At 63.9% G+C, this 22,504-nt stretch carries 23 protein-coding genes; 12 read left to right on the forward strand and 11 right to left on the reverse strand.

The genetic code is table 11. The features are described 5' to 3' along the window. Positions 1–28 precede the first annotated feature (28 nt). Genes IB257_RS16920 through IB257_RS16935 form a run of 4 tightly spaced genes read left to right on the forward strand, consistent with a single transcriptional unit; the run spans position 29 to position 3,340 of the window. Entirely contained in the window at positions 29–910 is an 882-nt protein-coding gene (locus tag IB257_RS16920; RefSeq protein WP_192492598.1) for a branched-chain amino acid ABC transporter permease, read from the forward strand. Continuing rightward, the gene (locus IB257_RS16925) at positions 910–1,923 is read left to right on the forward strand and encodes a branched-chain amino acid ABC transporter permease (RefSeq protein WP_158598540.1); all 1,014 of its coding nucleotides are present in this window, start codon (positions 910–912) and stop codon (positions 1,921–1,923) included. The genes IB257_RS16920 and IB257_RS16925 overlap by 1 nt, the downstream gene beginning before the upstream one ends. Beyond that, on the forward strand, positions 1,920–2,636 hold the full coding sequence (locus tag IB257_RS16930; protein ID WP_192492599.1) for an ABC transporter ATP-binding protein: 717 nt from the start codon (positions 1,920–1,922) through the stop codon (positions 2,634–2,636). Before IB257_RS16925 ends, IB257_RS16930 begins: the two co-directional genes overlap by 4 nt. Next, positions 2,636–3,340, forward strand: a complete 705-nt coding sequence (locus IB257_RS16935) for an ABC transporter ATP-binding protein (protein ID WP_088138874.1) — start codon at positions 2,636–2,638, stop codon at positions 3,338–3,340. Before IB257_RS16930 ends, IB257_RS16935 begins: the two co-directional genes overlap by 1 nt. A 38-nt stretch (positions 3,341–3,378) precedes the next feature. Here the strand turns inward: IB257_RS16935 and IB257_RS16940 are convergent, their stop codons facing one another. Continuing rightward, the gene (locus IB257_RS16940; protein ID WP_054450349.1) at positions 3,379–3,807 is read right to left on the reverse strand and encodes a VOC family protein; all 429 of its coding nucleotides are present in this window, start codon (positions 3,805–3,807) and stop codon (positions 3,379–3,381) included. A 67-nt stretch (positions 3,808–3,874) separates the two neighbouring features. Continuing rightward, positions 3,875–4,930 (reverse strand): hypothetical protein, encoded by a 1,056-nt coding sequence (locus IB257_RS16945; protein WP_175181190.1) that lies wholly within the window; start codon positions 4,928–4,930, stop codon positions 3,875–3,877. Positions 4,931–5,481: 551 nt separating this feature from the next. Here IB257_RS16945 and IB257_RS16950 point away from each other — a divergent pair. Then, the gene (locus IB257_RS16950; protein WP_054450347.1) at positions 5,482–5,805 is read left to right on the forward strand and encodes a hypothetical protein; all 324 of its coding nucleotides are present in this window, start codon (positions 5,482–5,484) and stop codon (positions 5,803–5,805) included. Positions 5,806–5,950: 145 nt separating this feature from the next. On the opposite strand, the gene IB257_RS16955 is transcribed toward IB257_RS16950, so the two are convergent. After that, entirely contained in the window at positions 5,951–7,336 is a 1,386-nt protein-coding gene (locus IB257_RS16955; protein ID WP_175214067.1) for a PLP-dependent aminotransferase family protein, read from the reverse strand. A 118-nt stretch (positions 7,337–7,454) separates the two neighbouring features. Between IB257_RS16955 and IB257_RS16960 the strand changes: the two genes are divergently transcribed. Next, a complete protein-coding gene (locus IB257_RS16960; RefSeq protein ID WP_119449015.1) occupies positions 7,455–8,315 on the forward strand; it encodes a DMT family transporter in 861 nt (286 codons plus the stop codon). Between the two features lie 31 nt (positions 8,316–8,346). On the opposite strand, the gene IB257_RS16965 is transcribed toward IB257_RS16960, so the two are convergent. The 4 genes from IB257_RS16965 to IB257_RS16980 form a co-directional block, all read right to left on the reverse strand. After that, a complete protein-coding gene (locus tag IB257_RS16965) occupies positions 8,347–8,790 on the reverse strand; it encodes a DUF695 domain-containing protein (protein WP_119449014.1) in 444 nt (147 codons plus the stop codon). Positions 8,791–8,868: 78 nt separating this feature from the next. After that, complete coding sequence (locus IB257_RS16970; RefSeq protein WP_192492600.1) at positions 8,869–9,810, reverse strand: sensor domain-containing diguanylate cyclase; 942 nt, start codon at positions 9,808–9,810, stop codon at positions 8,869–8,871. Positions 9,811–9,939: 129 nt separating this feature from the next. After that, positions 9,940–10,812, reverse strand: coding sequence for an alpha/beta fold hydrolase (locus IB257_RS16975; protein WP_192492601.1), 873 nt, complete (start codon positions 10,810–10,812; stop codon positions 9,940–9,942). Positions 10,813–11,002: 190 nt separating this feature from the next. Continuing rightward, positions 11,003–11,584: an ABATE domain-containing protein gene (locus IB257_RS16980; RefSeq protein ID WP_054451302.1), complete on the reverse strand. Its 582-nt coding sequence runs from the start codon at positions 11,582–11,584 to the stop codon at positions 11,003–11,005. A 139-nt stretch (positions 11,585–11,723) separates the two neighbouring features. Between IB257_RS16980 and IB257_RS16985 the strand changes: the two genes are divergently transcribed. The 5 genes from IB257_RS16985 to IB257_RS17005 all read left to right on the forward strand — a co-directional run bounded on the left by IB257_RS16985 (position 11,724) and on the right by IB257_RS17005 (position 16,497). Continuing rightward, positions 11,724–12,599 (forward strand): leucine-rich repeat domain-containing protein, encoded by an 876-nt coding sequence (locus IB257_RS16985; protein WP_175159559.1) that lies wholly within the window; start codon positions 11,724–11,726, stop codon positions 12,597–12,599. Between the two features lie 14 nt (positions 12,600–12,613). Next, the gene (locus IB257_RS16990) at positions 12,614–13,132 is read left to right on the forward strand and encodes a hypothetical protein (protein ID WP_225588995.1); all 519 of its coding nucleotides are present in this window, start codon (positions 12,614–12,616) and stop codon (positions 13,130–13,132) included. A 110-nt stretch (positions 13,133–13,242) separates the two neighbouring features. Next, positions 13,243–14,313 (forward strand): type IV toxin-antitoxin system AbiEi family antitoxin, encoded by a 1,071-nt coding sequence (locus tag IB257_RS16995; protein ID WP_125472435.1) that lies wholly within the window; start codon positions 13,243–13,245, stop codon positions 14,311–14,313. Then, positions 14,301–15,173, forward strand: coding sequence for a nucleotidyl transferase AbiEii/AbiGii toxin family protein (locus IB257_RS17000; protein ID WP_192492602.1), 873 nt, complete (start codon positions 14,301–14,303; stop codon positions 15,171–15,173). Before IB257_RS16995 ends, IB257_RS17000 begins: the two co-directional genes overlap by 13 nt. 94 nt (positions 15,174–15,267) lie before the next feature. Beyond that, the gene (locus IB257_RS17005) at positions 15,268–16,497 is read left to right on the forward strand and encodes a hypothetical protein (protein ID WP_192492603.1); all 1,230 of its coding nucleotides are present in this window, start codon (positions 15,268–15,270) and stop codon (positions 16,495–16,497) included. A gap of 131 nt (positions 16,498–16,628) precedes the next feature. Here IB257_RS17005 and IB257_RS17010 read toward each other — a convergent pair whose 3' ends face one another. The 3 genes from IB257_RS17010 to IB257_RS17020 are packed head-to-tail and all read right to left on the reverse strand — an operon-like array spanning position 16,629 to position 20,841. Continuing rightward, entirely contained in the window at positions 16,629–18,152 is a 1,524-nt protein-coding gene (locus IB257_RS17010) for a M81 family metallopeptidase (RefSeq protein ID WP_192492604.1), read from the reverse strand. A 16-nt stretch (positions 18,153–18,168) separates the two neighbouring features. After that, positions 18,169–19,488 (reverse strand): MFS transporter, encoded by a 1,320-nt coding sequence (locus IB257_RS17015; protein ID WP_054450320.1) that lies wholly within the window; start codon positions 19,486–19,488, stop codon positions 18,169–18,171. A 39-nt stretch (positions 19,489–19,527) separates the two neighbouring features. After that, positions 19,528–20,841 (reverse strand): D-serine ammonia-lyase, encoded by a 1,314-nt coding sequence (locus tag IB257_RS17020; protein ID WP_192492605.1) that lies wholly within the window; start codon positions 20,839–20,841, stop codon positions 19,528–19,530. A 91-nt stretch (positions 20,842–20,932) separates the two neighbouring features. On the opposite strand from IB257_RS17020, the gene IB257_RS17025 reads away from it, so the two are divergent. Continuing rightward, positions 20,933–21,883, forward strand: a complete 951-nt coding sequence (locus IB257_RS17025; protein ID WP_192492606.1) for a LysR substrate-binding domain-containing protein — start codon at positions 20,933–20,935, stop codon at positions 21,881–21,883. 43 nt (positions 21,884–21,926) lie between these two features. Here IB257_RS17025 and mntP read toward each other — a convergent pair whose 3' ends face one another. Continuing rightward, on the reverse strand, positions 21,927–22,499 hold the full coding sequence (mntP, locus tag IB257_RS17030; protein ID WP_054450314.1) for a manganese efflux pump MntP: 573 nt from the start codon (positions 22,497–22,499) through the stop codon (positions 21,927–21,929). Between the last annotated feature and the right edge of the window lie 5 nt (positions 22,500–22,504).

Consider the following 22,504-nt stretch of genomic DNA (forward strand, 5'->3'; position numbering starts at 1 on the left):
GCGCCCCGTTACCGCTAGGAGCCTCCACTTGACCACTACCCTACTCCAGGCCTTGCTGGGCGGTATCGCCAGCGGCGCCGTCTACGGCCTGATCGCGCTGGGCCTGAGCCTGCAGTTCGGCGTCATGAAGATCATCAATTTCGCCCATGGCACCTTCCTGATGATGTCCATGTACGTCTGCTTCGCGCTCACCAGCCACTTCGGCCTGCACCCGCTGGCCGCCATGCCACTCACGGCGGCCGCGCTGTTCGTCGTCGGCTACGCCTGCCAGCGCTGGCTGATCGACGGCATCTACCGCAAGGAAAGTTCGCGCGAGCCGATCGGCGTTCTGATCTTCACCACCGGCCTGTGGATCTTCCTGGACAACGCCTTCCTAGCGCTGGCCGGCCCCGACAGCCGGACCATCGACGCGCCTTGGGCCAACGAAGTCTGGATGCCCGGCGACCTGATCTTCACCTATCCGCAGATCGCCGGCCTGTTCTTCGCCTGCCTGATCACGGCGGCCCTGGTGCTGTTCCTGCGCCACACGCGCACAGGCCGCGCCATCCGCGCCACCGGACAGGACCGCGAAGCCGCCAGCGTGCTGGGCATAGACAGCGCCCGCGTCTACCGGCTGTCGTTCGCCATCGGCCTGCTGGTGCTGGGCGCGGCCGGCGCGCTGCTGCTGCCGCTCTATCCCGTCAACCCCTTCGTCGGCGACATCTTCGGCTTGCGCGCCTTCGTCATCGTCGTGCTGGGCGGCATCGGCTCGGTGGCAGGCGCGTTCTGGGGCGGCATCCTGGTCGGCGTGCTGGAATCGGTCGGCAGCCAGCTGATCCCCATCACCTATGCCGAGGCGCTCATCTTCCTGCTGTTTCTCGCCACCATGTATTTCCGGCCCAGCGGGCTGTTCGGCGTGGAGAACGAATGATGGCCAAGACCACAAAGACTTCGGCCGCCGGCATCGCCGCGCTGGGCCTGTTGGCGCTGCTGCCGCTGGCCAGCGGCAACCAGTACCTGCTGTCGGTTGGCGCCATGACGCTGCTGTACGCCTATCTGGCGCTGTCATGGAACATCCTGGGCGGCATCGCCGGCCAGCTCTCGCTGGGCCATGCCGCCTACTTCGGGCTGGGCGCCTATACCTCGACCTGGCTGTTCGTGAACCTGGGCATCAGTCCCTGGCTGGGCATGTGGGCCGGCGCCGTCGTGGCCATGGGCGCGGCGTTGATCGTGGGGCTGTCCTGCCTGCAATTGCGCGGCGCGTACTTCGCGCTGGCCACGATCGCCTCCTGCATGGTGCTCAAGACGCTGGTGGAAAACGCCGACACCCTGCTGGGCGGGCCGCGCGGCATGGAGGTCACGCTGCTGCGCGACGCTCCGCTGTACTTCCAGCATACCGGCAAGGCCTACTACTACATCGTGGCGCTGGCCTTCACCATCGCCGCGTTGCTGATCAACCGCCATGTATTGCGCAGCCGCTTCGGCTACTGCCTGACGGCCGTGCGCAACGACCAGGACGCGGCGATGGCGCTGGGCGTGCCGGTGCGGCGCTACAAGCTGACCGCAGCCATGCTGAGCGCGGCCATGACCGCGCTGGGCGGCACCTTCTATGCGCAGTTCGTCCTCTACATCAGCCCCGATAAGGTATTCGGCGCCAATCTCAGCGTCGTCATCGCCGTGGTCTGCATCATCGGCGGCCGCGGCACGCTTTGGGGCCCGGTGCTGGGCGCGCTGCTGCTGCTGCCTGGCGAAGAGCTGGCGCGCTCCCTGACCGGGGGCATGGTGGGGGCCGACATGATGCTGTATGGCCTTTTGCTGATGATCATCATCCGCTGGGAGCCGCGAGGACTGATGGCGATACTGTCCCGACGCGCCAAGGCGCCTGCGCGCGCGGCCGGCACGCCAGCCAAGACCGCCGGTCCCGCGATGGGGGGCACACAATGAACCTGCTCGAGTTCCATAATGTCAGCCGCAATTTCGGCGGCGTGCGAGCCTCCGACGAGGTCAGCTTCGCCGTCGGCGCCGACGAGATCGTCGGCCTGATCGGCCCCAACGGCGCCGGCAAGACCACGCTGTTCGCCATGGCATCCGGCTTCGTGCCGCCCAGCAGCGGCGACATCCGCTTCAATGGCAGCCGCATCAACGGCCAGGATCCGGCGCGCATCTGCGCCGCTGGACTCGCACGTACGTTCCAGATCGTGAAGCCATTCGGCGACATGACGGTACTGGAGAACGCCATGATCGGCGCCTTCCTGCGCCACGGCGCTCCAGCCCAGGCCGAGGAAGTCGCCCAGGCCGTGCTGGCGCGCGTCGGCCTGGCCGGACGCGAGCATCAGATCGCGCGCACTCTCACGCTGTCGGGCCGCAAGCGCCTGGAAGTCGCCAAGGCCTTGGCGACCCAGCCCCGCCTGCTGCTGCTGGACGAAGTGATGGCGGGCCTGACGCCGGTGGAGACCGAGGAAATGGTGGCGCTGATCCTTTCCCTGCGCGGCGACGGCATCAGCGTCCTGGTGATCGAACACAACATGAAGGCCATCATGCAACTATCCGACCGCATCGTCGTCATCCAGCAGGGGCGCAAGATCGCCGATGGCCTGCCGCAGCAGGTCGCCCGCGATCCGCAGGTGGTGCGCGCCTATCTCGGGGAGGCCGCGTGATGCTGGAGATCCGTCAACTGGACGCCGGCTACGGCGACGTGCAGGTGCTGCGCGGCGTGGACATGCACGTGGGCGAAGGCGAGATCGTCAGTCTGGTCGGCGCCAACGGCGCCGGCAAAAGCACGCTGATCCGCACCGTCATGGGCTCCCTGCCCGCGCTGGCCGGCGAGGTCCGCTTCCTGGGCGAGCGCATCAGCGGCCTGCCCGCGCACCTGGTGGCGCGCCTGGGCATGGCCCAGGTCATGGAAGGCCGCCGCCTGTTCGGCCACATGGACGTCGAGGACAACCTGCTGGTCGGCGCCGACGTACTGCGCGACAAGCGCCGCAGCCGCGACAACCTGGACTGGGTCTATCAGCTGTTCCCGCGTCTGCGGGAACGGCGCCGCCAGCTGGCTCGCTCGTTCAGCGGCGGCGAGCAGCAAATGCTGGCCATCGGCCGCGCGCTGATGACCTCGCCCAAGCTCCTGCTGCTGGACGAACCGTCCATCGGACTGGCGCCCATCATGGTCAAGGACATCTTCGACAAGCTGCCGCTCATCAACGCGCGCGGCATCACCATCCTGCTGGTGGAGCAGGACGTGCACCGCTCGCTCAGCATGGCCGCGCGCGGCTATGTGCTGGAGCACGGTGAAATCGTCATGTCCGGGCCGGGCGCTGAACTCCTGGCCGATGAGGGGCTGCGCCGCGCCTACCTGGGCGTGTGATTACGGGGCGGCACGCGTCTGAGCCAAACGCGCGCCGCTCAGAACGTCACTTTCACCGAAGGCGCGCTGCGCTGCGCCTCGCCATGGAACACGGCCTCGATGTTGTTGCCGTCCGGATCCAGCACGAAAGCGCCGTAATACCCTGGATGGTAGTCCCGAAAGCCCGGCGCGCCATTGTCCGTGCCGCCATGGGCCAGCGCCGCCTTGTAGAAGGCAGCGACCATGGCCTGGTCCTGCGCCTGGAACGCAAGATGATGGCGTCCGGTCAACTGCCCCGCCGCAGCCTTGTTGTCGGGCGTGGAAACGAATAGCTCGTCCGCCCAGAAGTAGCCGTCGCCCGTGCCGCCCATCGGCACTTTCAGCGCATCGAAGACTGCCTGATAGAACCGCTGGCTGGCTGCCAGGTCCCGCACCACCAGCTGGATGTGGTCGATCAGCCGGCCCCGATGGATTTCATTGGTCTGCATGTGGCGCTCCTGTTGGAAGGGGAGCTTTCGAATATACCGCCCGCCATGCGGCCCCGTCCGCGCCGGATCAAGCCAGATACGAAGCCACCTCGTCACGCGTGAGATAGCGCGTGAATGTCATGGACGGTTGCTGCGCTTCATGCATGGCGCCGTTGAACCCCGACCAATTGCGCTTCATGCCCTCGGCCGTTTCCAACGCGATGAGCACTCGCTTGCCGTGGCGGGACAGGTTGTGCCGCAACGCCGCCTCGCCCCAGGCGTAACGCATGGCGTTGACCAGCTCGCCGCCGGCGTAGGCATCAGCCTGCAACCACTGGAAGTCCGCGGTATCGCTGTCCTGGTCCGGTTCGCGCGCCGCGATCTCGCGCTTCACGCCCAAGGCCTGCGCGTGTTCGCCGATGATGATCTGCAACAGCGTGAAGGCGTGGAAGTTGTTGTTGACGGCATGCGCCCGCGCAATGAAGCCCGTCATGGAAGTCGGCAGCACCACTACCAACTCCTCCTCGTAGCCCAGCTGCGAGGCCAGCCAAAGATAGTGCAGATGCTCGAAGGGCAGGCTGTCGTTGCTGGTGGCCATGGGATGCAGCAGCGCCATCAGCTCCGCGTCGGACACCAGGGCGGCGTGATTGCGGCGGTCGCGCAAGACCATGGTCATCATCGGCAGCACCAGCAGGTCTGCCGCCTGATGCAAGGCTTCCACTTCCCAGCGCCTGCCCTCGGGTACGTCGGCCATCCGCGACCTGGCATCCTGCCAAGCCCGGCGGTCGGCCTCCTCCACCTCATCGTCGTCGTCCTCGACCTCCTGCGCGCAATACGGACTCAGGGTGCTCAGCCACTGCCGCAGCAAGTCCTGCAGGACGGGAAAGAGTATTGCCGGATCGGCGCCGTCTTCCACCAGCGAACCACACATCAAGGCCACGGCAGCGGCGCGGCCAGGGTGCAGCGTAGGCAACAGATCGGCGCAGGTCCGCAGGCAGACTTCCGCCTGCCCAGGTTTGCGGGCCTGGGCTAAAAAGGCGCGTACCTCGGGGCGCTGGAAGAACTGATCCAGCGGATCAAGATCGTCGGCGGTGGAGACGGGAGTACGAAGCGCGGCGGCGAATGTCGTGTCGGAAGCGGTCATGGAGATCAGCGAGCATGAAAGCGGCGGTGAGCGCCGCGCGGCAGCCCCGGAGTTTACTGAAGCGGCGCAGGACGCGTCAGCAGCGAGCATTCGAGCCAGAGCGAATACGGTGCGAAACATCCCGTCGCCAGAATCCGGAAGATAGTGATCGCATGCGCCGGACGCCAGGTATTGATTTTTCCCCGCGACCTGCGACAATGAAACCACGCATTTCATATTGGCCGACAGTCCGTTCCAGGTCCCTGACCATCACCGCGTCCTCCAGGGCGCGATCAAAGGAGCCCACGATGCCGCCCATAGTCCTTCCGGTGTTCGCGTAGCGAGCCGACTCTCTCCTTACAAAAAAGCGGTCCAGCCGCGGACTTTCCGCCACGGCGGCCTATCGCCGTGCGGACTGACGCGCCTGCGTTGCAGTTGCAAGCCAGGCACCGCTCGCACGCGCGAACGCGGCCCGAAGGCGGATTGCGATTAACTTTCGCTGCCGGATGCCGTTAAAGAAGTGAAGACAGACATAGCCCCCCCTCCGTTTCCAGTCGCAAGGAGTCGCTGTCATGTCCAAGCTCCAGTATCGCCTTTCCCTGCTTCTGCTGTGCGCGTCCAGCGTCCTGCCCGCAGCCCGCGCCGCGGATGGAACCATCTATTTCCACGGCGCCATCGTCGAGGCTGCGTCATGCACACCGCAGGTTCAATCCCGAAAAGCAACCGTCCGCGTGGAATGCGATGCTGAACGCGCCCGCGCCGCTGGCAAGCCCGCCGACCGCTACCGCGTAAGCGCCAATCGAGTGAAGGTCGACGTGCAGACCGTGCCGCTCAGGGCGCGCCACGCCGGGCAACAGGACGCCCAGGGCTACATCATCACGCTCGCCTACCTGTAGTCATCAATACGACAGTCCGGCGGCCAGGCGGGCCGCTGGATTGCCTGCGCCTGTCAGTCGAGAAAGCAAAAGGTATCAGGCGACACGGAAATTTTTCGTGAATGCCGGCTGCCAGTACTTCAGGCAACCAACCGTGCCCCTTGCATCAAGCCGCGCTCAACGCCTTGGACAGCACCGTGAATATCCGCTCGTCCGTGGACTGCGCAACGTTGAACCGCAGGAAATCTCCCGCAGCCAGCGACTGGCTGAACGCATTTCCGGGAGCCACCAACACCCCTTCCTTCAGACACAGACGGGCCACAGTAGCCGCGTCCTTGCCCTCGGGCAGGCGGCACCACAGAAACATGCCCGCCCGGGGCGTCAGCCAGGGCTTGATGCCCAGCTTCAGCAACTTTGCGGCGGTCTTGTCCATCTGCTGCGCCAGGCGCAGCCGGGTCGATTCCATGTGCCTGCGGTAGCCGCTACCCGTCAGCGTCCTGAAGATGATGTCGGCCGCCAGCCGGCTGCTGCCAAAGGTCGTGGCGACCTTCAGGTCGGTCAGGCTTTCCACCCAATCGGACCGCACCGCGATGTAGCCGCAACGCACCGACGCCGACACCGTCTTCGAGAAGCTGCCGATATGTATGACCCGCGACAGCCCGTCGAACGCAGCCAGCCGCGGCGCGGGCGTATTCTCGAAATCCGCGAAGATGTCGTCCTCGACGATCACCAGCTCGGAATCGTCCACCAGCTTCAGCAGACGGTGCGCGACCAAGGGCGACAAAGTCGCCCCCGTCGGATTGTGTATGCCGGAGTTCGTGATGTAGAGCCGCGGGGAATGCTCGCGCAGCGCCGCTTCGAACGCCGCGACATCCGGACCGTTCGGCGTGTACGGCACCCCCACCGCCTTGACGCGATGCGCCTTCAACAGCGCATGGAAGTTGAAATAGCAGGGATCGTCCACCAGCACCGTGTCCCCCGGTTCCAGCAGAAAGCGCAGGATCAGGTCGATGGACTGAGTCCCCGAATCGGTCAGCATGATCTGCTCGGGCCCTGCCTCTATCCCCATGCCCGCCATGCGCCGCGCCAACAGCTGCCTCAGGGGCGCATGGCCCAAGGGCGTTCCATACTCGGTCAGTTCCGCGGCTTCGGCGCGCGCCATGCCGCGCATGGCGCGCCGCAACCCGTCTTCATACATCCAGCTGACCGGCAGCCAGCCGCAGCCCGGCCGCAAGCTATCCGCGTCCGCCGCCAGCGACTGACGCGATACCCACAGCGGGTCGACCTCCCGGTCCAGCTTCGGCCCCATCTCGGTCAGCGCCAACGGCGCCACCTGCCCGGCCACATAGAACCCGGAGCCGGGGCGCGACACCAGCACGCCTTCCGCCGCCAGCCGCTCGTAGGCTTCCACCACTGTGGACACCGATACGTCCAGCGTCTTGGCTTGCACTCTTACCGAAGGCAGCCGGGAGCCAGGCAAGGCTGTGCGGGCCGCAATCCGCCCCTGGATCTCGCCCATGACCTGCTTGATGAGAGTGCCGCCGCGCGCCATGGAATTCTCCGCCGTACTGGCTTTCAATACATAACAGTTTCTTGAAATTGTACTGGATTGTGCTTGGACTGCGCGCTCAGGCCGTGCTGTACTGGAGCCCGGTATCAAGGAGCTTCAGATGCAAAAGGCCACCAGCGGCTGGGTGAACGGTTTTATCGGCGTAGTGATCTTCGCGGGCTCCTTGCCCGCGACCCGGGTCGCCGTGGCGGACCTGGATCCCATTTTCCTGACCTGCGCGCGTGCCGCCATCGCGGGCCTGCTTGGCCTGGCCCTGCTGATGCTGCTGCGCCAACGCCGGCCTACCCTGTCCGACCTCCCCTCGCTAACGCTGACCGCACTGGGCGTGGTCGTCGGCTTCCCCCTGCTGACGGCGCTGGCCCTGCAGCACGTCACCTCGGCCCATTCCATCGTCTTCCTCGGCCTGCTGCCGCTCAGCACCGCGATCTTCGCCGTGATACGCGGCGGCGAACGCCCGCGTCCGCCGTTCTGGATGTTCTCCATCGTCGGCGCGGCTTGCGTCGCGGGCTATGCCGCCTGGGGCGGCCTGGAGGCCTCGCCCACCGGCGACCTGCTCATGCTCGCCTCCATCATCGTCTGCGGCCTGGGCTATGCCGAAGGCGCCAAGCTGTCCCGCAAGCTGGGCGGCTGGCAGGTCATCAGCTGGGCGCTGGTGCTGTCTCTGCCCCTCATGCTGCCCATCGCGCTGTTGACCATGCCGGCCTCGTTCGAGCACGTCGGCACGCCGGCGTGGATAGGCCTCGCCTACGTGTCGCTGTTCAGCATGCTTATCGGGTTCGTGTTCTGGTACCGCGGGCTGGCGCAGGGCGGAATTGCGGCGGTGGGGCAGTTGCAGTTGTTCCAGCCCTTCATGGGGCTGGGATTGGCTGCCGCGCTGCTGCATGAGCAGGTCAGCTGGACGATGCTGGTCGTGACGCTGGCGGCGGTGGTTTGCGTGGCGGGCGCCAAGCGCTATGCGTAGCAGGCGGCGCGCAAGCGCCGCCTGGCCTCTTTCAATGAAGCTGATCTGAACCCTGGGGCTGCAAGCCCGACAAGGCATTCCAATCAGGATCCTTGTACATGCGCAGTTGTATGGGATAGACCGGGTGCCCCGCCAGGCATGCGTTGAATGCATCCAGGAAGGCTTCGACGTCACGCGTGTAGTAACGCCATTCCTTGTGGTGATTTCCAGTCAGGCAAGCCACCTGCACCCCGATATCGGAATTCTCAAAGCCTTTCTCGATGGCCTCTTCAAAGCTATTGTGGCTCTGCTTGTCTTCGTCATTGGGCATGCCGGACTCGATGCCCTGGTACGGCCAAGAGATGATGACCAGGTTCTCATTGATCTCACGATCAGTCGCCGACGGCAAGCCGGTGCGAAAGCGAACGATGACCGTCAAACCTTCGACCTGTGCTTCACCCACTGCCCACAGATCGCCTGGGAAAATACTGCTCATTGAATCAATTCCTGTATAGACGCCGGACCAGAAGGTTCAGCGCTTGTTACTGAGAAAACCTTGTATTCAAGGTCGGCTCTACAACTGCACATGCTCGATGCGGTCCCGCCCGTTTTTCTTGGCTGCATATAGCTGCTGGTCGACGGCTTTGATGAAGCCAGCACGGTCGCTCTGTCCGTCTGGCAGCGCCGTTCCGGCTCCAATGCTGACCGTGACGCGCCTGTCGTGCGGTGACAGCGCGTGCACGATAGCCTTTTTCCTGAGCAAGCGCTGGCAGCGTTCAGCGACTTTTCGCGCCACTCCGGCATCGGCTTCCGGCAGCAGCACGACAAACTCTTCGCCACCGTAGCGCGCAACGAGATCGCGAGGTCCATCCAGCGCCAAACTCAGGGTCTGGGCGATATCCACCAGACATTGGTCGCCTTGGGTGTGGCCATACAGATCGTTGTATTGCTTGAAAAAATCGACGTCGAACAACAGGATGGACAGCGGCTTTCGTTCGCTGCGCGCGCGCTCCCACTCCAATTCAAAACCGCTATCGAAGCGACGCCGGTTGGCAATATTCGTCAAACCGTCCTTGAAGGACAGCGCCTCCAGCTCCTTCTGCAAGGCCAGCAGCTTTTCCTCGGTCTTCTTGCGTTCGGTGATGTCGAACATGAAGCCGATCAGCGCTTCGACCTCGCCGCTGTCATTGCGCACTACGTGCACCACGTCCCGGATCCATACGTAGCCGTTTTCCTTGGTCAGCGCACGGTAGTCCGCCTCGTGGTCGACGCCGGCCTGGGATTGGGTGACGCAGAAATTCACCACATAGTCCCGATCCTCCGGGTGCATGCGCATGGCCCAGTCCTCCACGCTCACCCAGCTGGCGGCCTTCCAGCCCAGCAACGCCTCGATCTGCGGACCGATATAGGCGAATTGCTTCGTGGCCCAATCGATCTTCCAGGGAATTGCCTTGGTGGACTCGAGCAAGGTTCGGTACACCGCGTTGTCATCAAGAAGCGGGCTTTCGTTTGACATACCCTATCCATCCTCGATTCAAATGAACGGGCACTTTAGCGTGAATCCGTCGGCCGTGGCGTGTGCGTGATGAACGCCGAAAGGTAGCCGTATTGAAAAGGCCGCATTCGCGGCCTCTTTCGGAATCCCTCAAGGCGCCAACACCTCGATAATCCGGCGCCCGATATATGCCGCATGCGTCTCGAGCGCAAAGTGCCCGGTATCCAGCAACTCGACCTGCGCTTCCGGATTGTCCCGCTTGAACGCCTCGGCGCCGGGCGGTATGAAGAACGGATCGTGGCGCCCCCAGATGGCGAGCGTCGGGATTTTCGCCGCGCGGAAGAACGCCTGGAAATCCGGATACCGCTTCAGATTGTTGGCGTAGTCCAGGAACAGATCGAGCTGGATTTCCTTGTTGCCAGGCCGCTCAAGCAAGGCGGCATCGAGCGTGTAGCTTTCCGGAGCCACGTCGTCCGGATTGGCGACGCCATGCACGTACTGCCACTTCGTTCCTTCCAGGTTCAGCACGGCATCCGCGATGACCTGCCGGTTGGCCGCGGTCGGCTCCGCCCAATAGGCGCGGACTGGCGCCCAGGCATCGCCCAGCCCTTCGAGATAAGCGTTGCCGTTCTGAGAGACCAGGCCGGTCACCCGCTCGGGGTGGGCAAGCGCCAGGCGCAGCCCGACAGGCGCGCCGTAGTCGAAAACGTACATCGCATAGCGTTTCAGGCCCAAGGCATCGACGAACGCGCCGAGCGACACGGCCAAGTCGTCAAACGTGTACCGGTAGCCGCGCTCCCCAGGTACTTCCGTGAAGCCGAAGCCGGGCAGATCCGGCGCAATCACGTGAAAACGCGTGGCCAGAATCGGGATCAGATTGCGGAACTGGTGCGAAGAGCTGGGGAAACCATGCAGAAGCAGCAACACGGGCGCATCGGGGTTGCCCGCCGCGCGATAGAAGAAGTTCAGGCCGTCGGCTTGCACACGACGCGTTTGGATCTGGCTTTCTGGGAGGCTGGACATGACGATCTCCGTGGTCGGGGACTGGATCAAAAGCCGAATTCCTGCAGGCTGTGCGGGCCATTCTTACGCCTTTTTAGTAACCTGTCAAATTAAGTTTTAATGGTTACTTAAATAGTTCAAAGCTATGACATGGAGAGACTCATTCAAAAAAAATCCGGCCAGGCGGCCGGATGGGTGGGCTAGCAAGCGCTCAGGAAGCAGCGTCCTGGGCCTCTCTCTGTCGAAATGCCGCCACCTTGTGGCGGTTACCGCAAAGCGACATGCTGCACCACCTGCGGCGATGGGAGCGAGTACGGTCGTAGAACCAGAGGGAACAGAGCGGGCTTTCGCATTTGCGCACCAGCTCGAAGTCCCCATGCACGAGCAAGTCTGCGGCGGCCTCTGCGGCCGGAAGCAGCCATTGATCGGGCGTAGCCGCTTCATAGCGACGGGCAAGGCTGGGCGCGCCCGCCACCACGGAAACCTCAAGATGGCTGCCTCCGGCGGCGAGCGCCCGGTTGAGCGGGCTGAGCTTGAGCGGCAACCCGGCCTTTCTCTGGGCGACCAATGCGCGCACCGTCTCGCGCAATGTCCTCGCGGATTCGAGCAGACCCTTCGGGGTCTTGCGCTGGGCGGGCGAAAAACCCAAGGCCTCCAGCCAGGCTCGCACATCGTCGTCTGATTGCAGGCGATCGCGAGGGCCATCGTCGGATTGCTCGACGGTGTTGATCAGATCTAACGCCGCGTGGTCGCCAAGCAGGCGGAATTCTGGCGTGGGGGTAGTGGTGGTCATGATGTTCTCCATCTTGAATGTAACCACTTAGTTTGCGACTATCAAGTTACGGAGGAAGAGCATCCCATCGGTCATCGCACAGTTTTCCGCCCGGACGATGAGCACCGTAAACTAGCCTTTCACGGATTCGGAAAGCCACATGTCCTTCATCCCGTTTTCGATCCCTCTCCCGGACCGCGCCCAGACCTGGCGCTTCATGCACAGCCGCCAGCGCTCGCAATTCGCCGGCGCGGATGAACGCGTCGTGCTCTACGATGCTCCGCCGCAAGAGGCCGTCCTGGCCTCGATCGAAGACGTGCATCTATGGGCGCCGCCGGGCGACCCGCTGCACGAACTGCCCGGACTCCTCGCCCGGCTGCCGGCGCTGGCGCACCTGTCCATCGGCCCCGGCGCGGTCGCGGGCAGCGTTCTGACGGGATTGCGCGCAGACATGCTCCCTGCCAGCCTGCGCCATCTTTCCATCCATCCCGAGCCTGGCACGTACACCTGGCAGGCCGGCCCGCTGCCCAGGCTGGAGGCGCTGACAGTGGGCGCCACGCTGCGGTTCGAGCCGGAAGACTTTCCGGCGTTGATTTCCTTGTCCATGGTCCCAGACCGGCGCGGCATGCTGCTGGACCGCGCCTTGAGCCTGCCGCTCAAGGAACTGAACCTTTGGAACGTGCCGTTCGATTCGTCGATATTCGACCGCATTGCGGGACTGCCGCTGTTGGCGCTGGGCTTGCTGGCGGGCCGTGGTTTGAAGACGCTGTCCGGCATCGAGCAACTGACAGGATTGCGCTCTTTGCGCCTGAAGAACCTTGGTGCGCTGGAGAAGATCGGTCCGATCAGCGCCCTTGAAAACCTGGAACGGTTGGACATTCAGTACTGCAAACGGATTGCGGATATCGGCGTGCTGGACATGCTGACCCGATTGCGGGAGCTGACGCTGGTCGGCTGCGGCGATGTGGGATTGGGCGAGTTGGCACAGACCTTGAAGGCGCGCTTGCCGCGCGCGAACATCGCGGCGACGCGATAGCCATGGCGGACCCGATGAGCATCTTGCACGAACGTTTCCTGGGCTTGCTTGCCGCGCGCGGCTGGACGGTGCTACGGGCGACGCCCATGGCTGCACCGGCTGACGCCTCGGAACACGCAGCGTTCCTGTCCTTGTACACGCAACTGAGCAGCGCGGACGATACGCGCTGGTTCCTGAGCGCGGCCGACTATGCCGGAACCGCCGACAGCGCCTTCGGGTGGGACGCCTTTCGCGACATCAGCCTGGAAGCCGCCATCAGCGATGCCGACCGGCACGCCGTCGAGACCTTCTGGGCGCGCCATGTGCCGATCTTCATGAGCGTGGACGGTGATTACGAGTTTCTCGCGATCGACCGGATTTCGGGAAGGATCGTGCATGGCGTCGAGCCCGAGTTCGAGGCGGTCAGCGAGGTGGCCAGCGGTCTTGGAGACCTGTTTGAGCAGATGCTGGCGGATGGCGAGGCGGCTGCGTTGCTGGGCTGCTCCGACTGGCCAACACAAGCCCCTGCGACTCAAGGAAAGGGCGAAGCGTAGAACGCAGACCGAATTTCATTGTTTTTTCCTATTTCAACACGGGCTGAAAATAACTATTCCAGTGAAACTATCGTTGACACTTTCACTGAAAATGCTATTTTTAGCAGACGATGAAAATGCACAATCCAGTGAAAATCGATGATCAAGCTGCGAGTACCCTCCGATCGCTGTTGGAGGAAATACCCGCCGTCGAGAGCCTGGAGGTCACTCTCGTCCCTCGGAATCCAAGCTCAGCAATCGAGCTCGCCGCCCAACTGACGACATTCGGCAACCGGCACAAGCTGGTCGCGACGGTACTGCCCAGCGGACAACCGCGGCACGCGCGCCTGGCCGTACTTTCGTTGCGTGAATACGTGGGACGGCAGTCCGATCACGTTACGCCCATATTGATTGCGCCTTATCTGTCGCCGCAGGTTCAGGAGTTGTGCCGCGAGTTCGGCGTGGCGCACCTCGATTTCGAAGGGAATGCTCGGCTTGCCTTCGCTACCATCTTTATCTCACGGCAGGTAGCCAAGAAGCCGGTGATAGAACGGCGGGGACTGCGGTCGCTGTTCAAACCGAAATCAGTCCAGATACTCAAAGTCATGCTGCGCAAGTCCTCCCGCGGTTGGCGGGTTGCCGAATTGGCGCAAGCCGCGGACGTCAGCCTGGGGCACGTCAGCAATGTGCGCAATAGCCTGCTGGATCGCGAATGGGCGAAGCTGGGCCCCGAGGGAATGTTCCTGTCTAGGCCCGACGCACTTGTGGACGCCTGGCGTGAAGCCTACGAATCTCCGGCCGGTCAACGGCTGACTTTCTATACCACTTTGCACGGAACGGCGTTTGATGCGGCGCTGCACGATGGGTCACCCGGCGCGACAAGCCAGATCGCACGCGCTTCGTTCACTGCAGCCCGCTGGCTGGCGCCGTTTGTACGGACTGGCACACACTATTTCTATGCTGATGCTGCAGGCCTTGAACTCCTGCGATCACGACTCAAGCTCGAAACCGCCGGCAAGGGAGAAAACCTGGTGGTGACCGTACTGGACGATCCGGGGCTGTTCCGTGACACTGTGCAACCGGCGCCCGGCGTGGTCTGCACCAGCCCAATCCAGACCTATCTGGACCTCAGCGTGGCAGGCGAACGCGGACAGGAGGCCGCCGATCACCTGCGACGGGAAAGGCTCCAATGGCACGAATGACGCGCGGCGAGGCACAGTTAGCGAGCGAGTACGACGACCGCACAACGGCGGCAGTCAAATCCGTCCTTATCGAAATCGGACAGATCCTTGGAAGCTTCAAGGGACGTTTTGCCGTCGTAGGCGGCGCCGTGCCATGGCTGCTGCTGGGCAATGAAGACATGCCCCACGTCGGCACCCTGGATGTGGACCTGGGTTTGGATGCCGAAGCGCTGGGCGATGGTCAGTACGCGCAGCTGGTCGAATCGCTGTTGAGCCAAGGGTATGCACAGCGCAAGGAACTCAGGCGATTCCAACTGGTGCGACAGATCCAGGCGGACGACGGCGGTCCTGCCATTGATGTAGTGATTGACTTTCTCATGCCCAGGCAAGCCGAGATCGTGAGGAACTCGCCTGCGCTGATCAGCGAATTCGTGGTACAGCGCGCCGATGGAGCGGATCTCGCGCTACGGTTCTACCAAATGGTCGCTATCGCTGGATCGATGCCTAACGGCGGAACTAACCGCGTTGAAGTCGCCGTCTGCTCCATCCCGGCGCTACTCGCAATGAAAGGCCACGCCATCCAAGGCCGCTACAAGCAAAAGGACGCCTACGACATCTATTACTGTATCCGCAACTATGCCGGCGGCGCCGAGGTGCTGGCGAACGATTGCCTCCCTCTGCTGCAGCATGAATCCGGCGTCAAAGGCTACACCTACATCGCAGCCAAGTTCGATACCGTAGATGGCTTCGGACCAACTTGTGTGCGTCGGTTTGTCGAGGACGCGAATGTGTTGGGAGAGCGAACCGCGGATCAATGGCAGCAGGATGCCTTCGGGCAAGTGGACGCTTGGCTGCGGGCTTTGGGACTGCGGACTCAATAGCAGGTTCAAATCTCGCAAACGCTCACCACATCGCCCGAAAACCCAAATTTCTTCCATCAACGCAGTCGCCTCGCGGCCTTGGATGCTCTCTCAGATGCTTCGCTCACTCTCCGCCCCCAGCCATTCATACCTCACCGCGCTGACGCTTTCCATGCTATTGCTGACCGCAGCCCAGGCCCATGCCACACCCCGCACCGTCTACACCGGAACACTGCAAGGCGCCGGCGACATCGTGCTGGAGCTGGACACAGAAGCGGCTGCCGACGGCACCTTGACCGGCCGCTACTTCTACGCCAGGCACGGTGTGGATATTCCGCTGCAAGGTACGGCCAAGGAGCTCTTCGAACCGAAGCCCCGCCAGGAAGGCAAGCCGGCGGATCAGGCTGCAAGCTGGCAAGGCACGCGCGATTCCAAGGGCTATCGCGGTCTCTGGACCGACGCCAGGAGCGGCAAGCAGCTACGCTTCGACCTGAAGCAGGTTGCGCAATACGACACGGAGCAGCTGGAAAAAGACCGCAAGCAGGCCCGCGCCAGTCAGGTCAATCTCGGCGACATCGATGTCCAGGCAGGCATCAACGCCATGCGCGCGCCCTACGAGACGCTGAAACTGACCGGATACGCCCAGCCGGTCGGCAAGGAGATCGGCGACGGCGCCGTGGCCTATCGCATGTGGCGCGACCCGCGCACCAAGTTCAGCTATCCCCGGCTGAGCCGGCATCCCGATGCGCAGGTCCTGCAGCGCACGAACTATCTGCTGGAACAACGTCATTGGCAGAAAAGCCTGGGCGCGCTGGGTTGCATGGCATCGGCCTACACCAGCGACAATCCCGGCGCGGGCACGCTGGGCGGGTTCGATGAAGAAGAAGTGCACGTCACCTGGCTGTCGCGCGCGCTGATGACGGTGACCGAATCGGGCAGCCTGGACTGCGGCGGGGCCCATCCGTACAACCATTTCGAACCCTATACCTACGATCTGCTGCGCGGCGAGTACCTGGACTGGAATCGCGTGTTCGACGCCTATGTGCCGGGCAAGCGCAGCTTCGGCGGCGAAAAAAGCCCTGCCCTGCTCGCGCTGGTGCAACAAGCGGTCAAGGCGGGAACAACGGTCCAACAATCCGAGGATCGTCCCAATCTGGAAGACTGCGCGGACCTCTGGCCCGCCTATCTGGCGCTAGGCGTCCAGGCGCCCGGCGCGCTGAGCCTGTCCGTGTCCGGGGTCGGGCACTCGGCGGGCGCTTGCCTGGGCACGCATGCCAGCGTACCGTTCACAGCGCTGGCGCCTTATCTGAAGCCGGGCGGGCAGGCGTATCTGGCGACAGATTGAGCACGCCGGCGGACTGTCCGCCGGCCTGAATCATCGTCTGCATGCCGGCGGGTCAACGGCCAGCAGTCGCCGTACCAGGAACAGTCCTGGTTCAAAGAGCACTTCGGCAAGTCATCGTAGGTGCAAAGCCGCTACGCGTTGGAATACGGCGCGTAGTCGGCGATGTCCGCCAGCGGCCAGTATTCGCCTGCGAGCCGTTCCCGTGGGAACGAGGTGATGTCGGCAGTGCTCAAGCCCACGCTATCGACAGAGATGATCTGCGCCGCAAGGCGGCGGTAGCCCGCGCGGAAATGGTTGGCGCCCTTGATGGCGATCAGCTTGTATGCGGTCACGTCGATGCCATGCAGGAAGAATGGCTCCTCGTCGTAGATCTGTTCGGCGCGCGAGGCGACAATCACGTCCACGCCCTGGATGACCAGGCGGCACATGGCGCCGAGGTCGAAACGCACGCCTTCGAACATCGAGCCCGCGCGATTGACGAAGCGGCCGTCGGTGATGGCTTTTACATAGGCATGCACCCGCAGCGGCTGCCCCTGGAAGCGGCCCTGCTTGGCGCCCAGCGACACGCTGATGGTCGCGCCGACGCCGGCCTGGCGAGCCTGCTCGACGACGGACGCATCGTTGATGGAAGCGAAGCAGCAGGTTCCGGCCACGGGTTTGGCGTCCAGGATGGCGCGCAACAGGTAGGTGCCGTCGCCGGGCGTGCCGCCGCCGGGGTTGTCCGCGTACTCGTTGACGACGACGGGACCGTGCGAGGCGGCCAGCGCCACGGCGACGCCCTGCTCCGGGCTTGGCAGTGACGGCCGGAACGCTTCGCGGTGCGACCAGATCCATTGCGCGACTTCATTCGCGCAGCGCTCTGCCAGCGCCTGATCGCCCGCCGTGGTGCAGACCACGGCCGGGCAAGGCGCGGCGATATCCGCAAGGGGAAAGCCGTGGAACCACGAACAGTCGATGACCCCCGGCAGCGCGGCCAGCTTGGCGCATACGGCATTGACCTCGGCGGGAATGAAGCCTTCCTGCGTCGTGACGATGTAGGGCAGCATGGGCAAGAGGCGCATGGCGGTTGCCGGCTTTAGGCGGCCGCCGATGATCTCGAGCAACAGCGCCACCGCCTCGACCGCTCGGTCGTGAAAGTCAGTATGCGGATACAGCTTGCAAGGCAAGGTCAGATCGCAAGCCTGCCGCATGGCCTCGGTCATGTTGCCATGGAGGTCATAGACAGCGGCAATCGGGACATCGGCGCCAACCAGCTGGCGGACCGCCAGGCACAGATCGCCTTCGATGTCCTCGATGCCATCGGCGACGCCCGCGCCATGCAGCGCCAGCAACACTCCGTCGACAGGCAGAGCGGCGCGGATACCGTCCAGGATTCTGCGTTTCATTTCGGCGTAGGCCTGGGCCTCGATCGTGCCCGAGGGCGTGGCCTGACCGACGAAGGTGTAGCTCAGTTCGGCGCCCGTCTGCCTGGCGCCTTCGATGAAACCGCCGACCTGGTGATTCGATTTGTCGAAGGCTTGCAGTATCTCGTCCCCGCCGTACTGCTCGAACGCGCGCAACGGCGTCTGGCCGGCGACCTCGGCGGCATAAGTATTGGTTTCATGGATCAGGCCGGCGACGGCAAGTCGCGGCGCGGCATCTTTAACGTTTTCCATGGTGTATTCCTTGCCTTCAGCGATTGACTTTCTTGGGGTCGAAGCTCAGCGCAATCAAGGCGCTGACCAGGAGCGAACCCGCGATGATGTAGATGGCTGGCGCGGTGCTGTGATAGATGTCGCGGATCCAGCCGATCAGGTAGGGGCTGACGAAGCCGCCCAGATTGGCCAGGCTGTTGATGATGCCGATCGACGCAGCCGCGGTGGCCCCGCCCAGGAAGGCGGTGGGCAGCGTCCACATGATGGGAGAAAAGCTGATGATGCCGGCGGCGGCCACCGACAACGAGATGACGGCCAGCGTCAGGTTGGTGCCGGCGGACACGCTGGCGACCAGCCCCGCCGCGCCGAGCACCAGGATGAAGACCAGGTGCCAGCGGCGTTCGCGGCGCAGGTCCGAACTGCGCCCGACCAGGACCATCGCCACCATGGCGACCAGATACGGAATGGCGCTCAGCAGGCCGATGCGCAAGCCGCCCTCGGCGCCGGCATCCTTGATCAGCGTGGGCAGATAAAAGCCCAGCGTGTACAGCGCCATCATCGCCGGAAAGGTCATGGCGACGATCTTCCAGATGCGCGCGTCGCGCAGCGCCTGCAGCAGCGGCATGTGCTCGCGGCCCGCGTTGTCGGCAGCGATGTCCCGCTCGATCAGCTGGCGTTGTTCCGGCGTGAGCCACGCGGCATCCTGTACGCGGTTGGTCAGGATCAGCAGCACGCCGATGGCCAGCGGAATGGTGGGCAGCGCTTCCAACACGAACAGCCATTGCCAGCCGGGGTGTCCGCCGACCAGATGGAATCGTTCCATGATCCAGCCCGACAGCGGGTTGCCGATAAGACCGGCCACCGGTATACCGGCCTGGAAAATGGCCGTCATCTTGGCGCGGCGGCGGTTGGGAAACCAATAGGTCAGGTAAAGGATCACGCCAGGGTAGAACCCGGCCTCGGCCACGCCCAGCAGAAAGCGCACCGTGTAGAACTGCCAGGGCGCGGTGACGAAGGCCATGATGCCGGACAGGATGCCCCAGGAGATCATGATCCGCGCGATCCACAGGCGCGCGCCCACGCGGTGCATGATCAGGTTGCTGGGCACCTCGAACAACATGTATCCGATGAAGAACAATCCCGCGCCCAGGCCATAGGCAGCCTCACTGAACTGCAGGTCGGCCAGCATGTTCAGCTTGGCGATGCCGATGTTGATGCGGTCCAGGTACGCGACCACATAGCAGAGCATCAGAAAGGGAATGAACCGCAGCGCGACCTTTCTGTAGGTCGCGTCTTCAAAGGCTTGCTGGTCCGGGCGCGCTGCGCGGCCGGCGGGGAGGGTTGCACTTCCGCTCACGGGTTTTCTCCTTGGTATGTCGTTTTTGGGTGCTGCGGCTTATGCCGCGCGGCGCTGGCTGAGTTGCCTGGCGTGCTCCTGGAAGCCGCGCAGCGCTTCGGGGGGCACCAGCGAACCGCCGGTGGCCCAGATGACATGAGTGGCTGCGGACATGTCGATGCCCGACGCATAGACCTGCCCTGCGGCACAGTCCAGCCAGCCAGGCCCCGAGACTGCGGCCGCGGCCGACGGCTCGACCTCGACGCCCAGGGTGTCTTTCAGCGCCAGCAGGTTCAGGTAGAGCTCGTCATCCGACACGGTGAAGACGCCGCCTAGCTGGGGCCTCATCAGCGACGCCACCAGTTCGGAAGCCTGGCCCACGGCCAGGCCATCGGCCTCGGTGCGGTTGTCCAGGCCGATGTCGTAGACCGACACGGGGGAATCCGCGCCAGATGCCAGCTGCACCAGAAAACACGGCGACGCGACGGGTTCGGCGAAGAAGCAATGCACGTTGGGACCGAACAGCGCCTTCAGGCCATGGCTGATGCCGCCCGGCGCGCCGCCGACACCGCAGGGGATGTACACGAACAGAGGGTGCGCCGCATCGACCACGCGCCCTGCTTCAGCCAGTTGCCGCGCCAGTCCGCGGGCCGCTGCGGCATAGCCGAAGAACAGCAGCTCGGATTGCTCATCGTCGACGAAATGGCTGCGGGGCGCGGCCAGCGCCTGCGCCCGCCCGGCCGCGACGGCCTCGGCATAGTCGCCGGCATGCTCCACCACGCGCACGCCACGTTTGCGCAAGCGGTCCTTCTTCCATTCCTTGGCATCGGCGGACATATGCACCACGGCATCGAATCCCAGCGCGGCGGCCATGACGCCGATGCTCATGCCCAGGTTGCCGGTGCTGCCCACGGTCACGGCATACTGGCTGAACAAGGCGCGAGCCTGCGGCGTCGCCATGATGCGCCTGTCCGTCGCCTCATCCTTGAGCAGGCCGTGCTCCAACGCGATCGACTCGGCAATGGCCAGCACTTCGTGAAAGCCGCCGCGCGCCTTGATGGACCCGGCGACTGGCAGTTCATCATCGCGCTTGAGATACCAGCTGCCCGACACCTCCCCGGCGCCCAGCGCCTGCTGCAAGGCTTTGGCGGGCATCAGCCGGGACTCGATATGCCCGCCCGCAGCGGCAAGCTCGGGAAACAGCGCGGCCAGCAGCGGCGCGCAACGCGCCAGGCGGTTTTCGGCCTCATCGATCAGGGCCAGGGACGGCGCGGAGCCGGGCAAGAGCCCTCCCCTAGCCGGGTTGAGCCATAGCAAAGGCGTTCTTGATTGAAGATTTTCTAATAGCTGAGGATCGAAATTGGCGGTCATCATGGACTTGCGGGTTGATGGTTCGGCGCAAATCGTAGATGCCGAAGGCATGCAAGAATAGCGATCATTTCTAATTCAGCCATTAGCGTGACTTATGTCTGCCCATTTCGACTCGACACTCCTGGGAGCCCTGCGGTGTTTTGACATGGCCGGCCGCCATCTCAGCTTCACCAGGGCGGCGTCGGCCATGAACCTCACGCAAAGCGCGGTGAGCCAGCAGATCCGGCAGTTGGAAGACCGCCTGGGCTACCTGTTGTTTGTCCGCCAGCAACGCGGCCTGAAGTTCACGCCCAAGGGCGAATCGCTGCACACGACGGTCAGCCGTGCGCTTGGCGACATTCAGCAGGAAATCGAGCGGCTGGGCTTGCCGGCGTCCGCGCTGCAGGTCAATTGCCTGCCGTCGTTCGCGCTGCAATGGCTGATGCCGCGCCTGACGGAATTCCATCGCTTGCAGCCGGAGGTATCAGTCCGGTTGAAGGCGGAGTTCCAACTGCTGGACCGCAAGCTGATGGAGGAAGAAGACATAGACCTCGCCATCCGCTATGACCCGGCGCACTACAGCCATTTACAGGCGGACGCCTTGCTGGACGAGTATCTGCTCGTGGTCGCAACGCCCGAATACCTGGCCGCGCACCCCGCGTTTCGCACCGGCAAATCGCTCGACGGCGTCGAGTTCCTGCACGACGCCTCTCCTTGGGTCGGCGCCGCGGAGTTCATCGAGTGGCGCACCTGGATGCAAGCGCATCGGCCGGGATGGATCCGCCACCTGGACGGGCCGCAGTTCAATCTGGCCAGCCTGGCCATTGGCGCCGCGCTGAATCACCAGGGTGTGGCTATCGGGCGCAGCGCGATGGTCTACGACGAACTGCGCAGCGGACGGTTGGTAGACGTGTTCGGCAAGCACGTGCCCGCGCCGGCGCGCTATGTGCTGCTGTCGCGCCGGCCTGAAGAGCGGCGCACCCGGATCTTTTCCGAGTGGTTGAAATCCGAGTGCCGCAACTTCGACAGCGCGCGTTCGGCCTTGATCGGGGGTACTCGCGGATAAGCATCATCCGCGGAGCCGACGAGCGCCGCCTTCCCATGCGGCGTCAAGCCGCTGCGGCGCTCAGATGCTCATAAAGTATTGCCGCGCCTATACCGATCAGCGCGACTCCACCCAGGATCTCGGCCCGCTTCCCGGCGACGCTGCCCAGCACGCGTCCGAGCATCACGCCTATCGTCACCATCAGCGTCGTGGCCAAGCCGATGGCGATGGCCGCCACCACGATGTTCACATCCACGAACGCCAGGCCCACGCCGACCGCCATGGCGTCGATGCTGGTAGCCAGGCCCGTAGCCGCCAGCAGCCAGAAGGAATGCCGGGTGACGGGCGCGGCGTCCTCGTCCTCTTCCTTGAGGCCGTTGCGTATCATCAGCAAACCCAGAATACAGAGCATCGCGAACGCGATCCAATGGTCCCAGGCGACCACATACTTTGCCGCGACCGAGCCCAGTCCCCAACCTATCACCGGCGTGATGGCTTCGATCACGCCGAAGATCAGCCCTGTGCGCAGGGCTTCCGGAAATCGGGGCTTGTAGAGCGCGGCGCCTTTGCTGATGGCCGCGGCGAACGCGTCCGTGGACATGGCGAACGCGAGAACGATGATGGCGATGGGATTCATTGGAG

This window comes from Achromobacter sp. ACM03 (genome assembly GCF_014851665.1).
GTDB classification, from domain to species: Bacteria; Pseudomonadota; Gammaproteobacteria; order Burkholderiales; family Burkholderiaceae_B; genus Achromobacter; species Achromobacter aegrifaciens.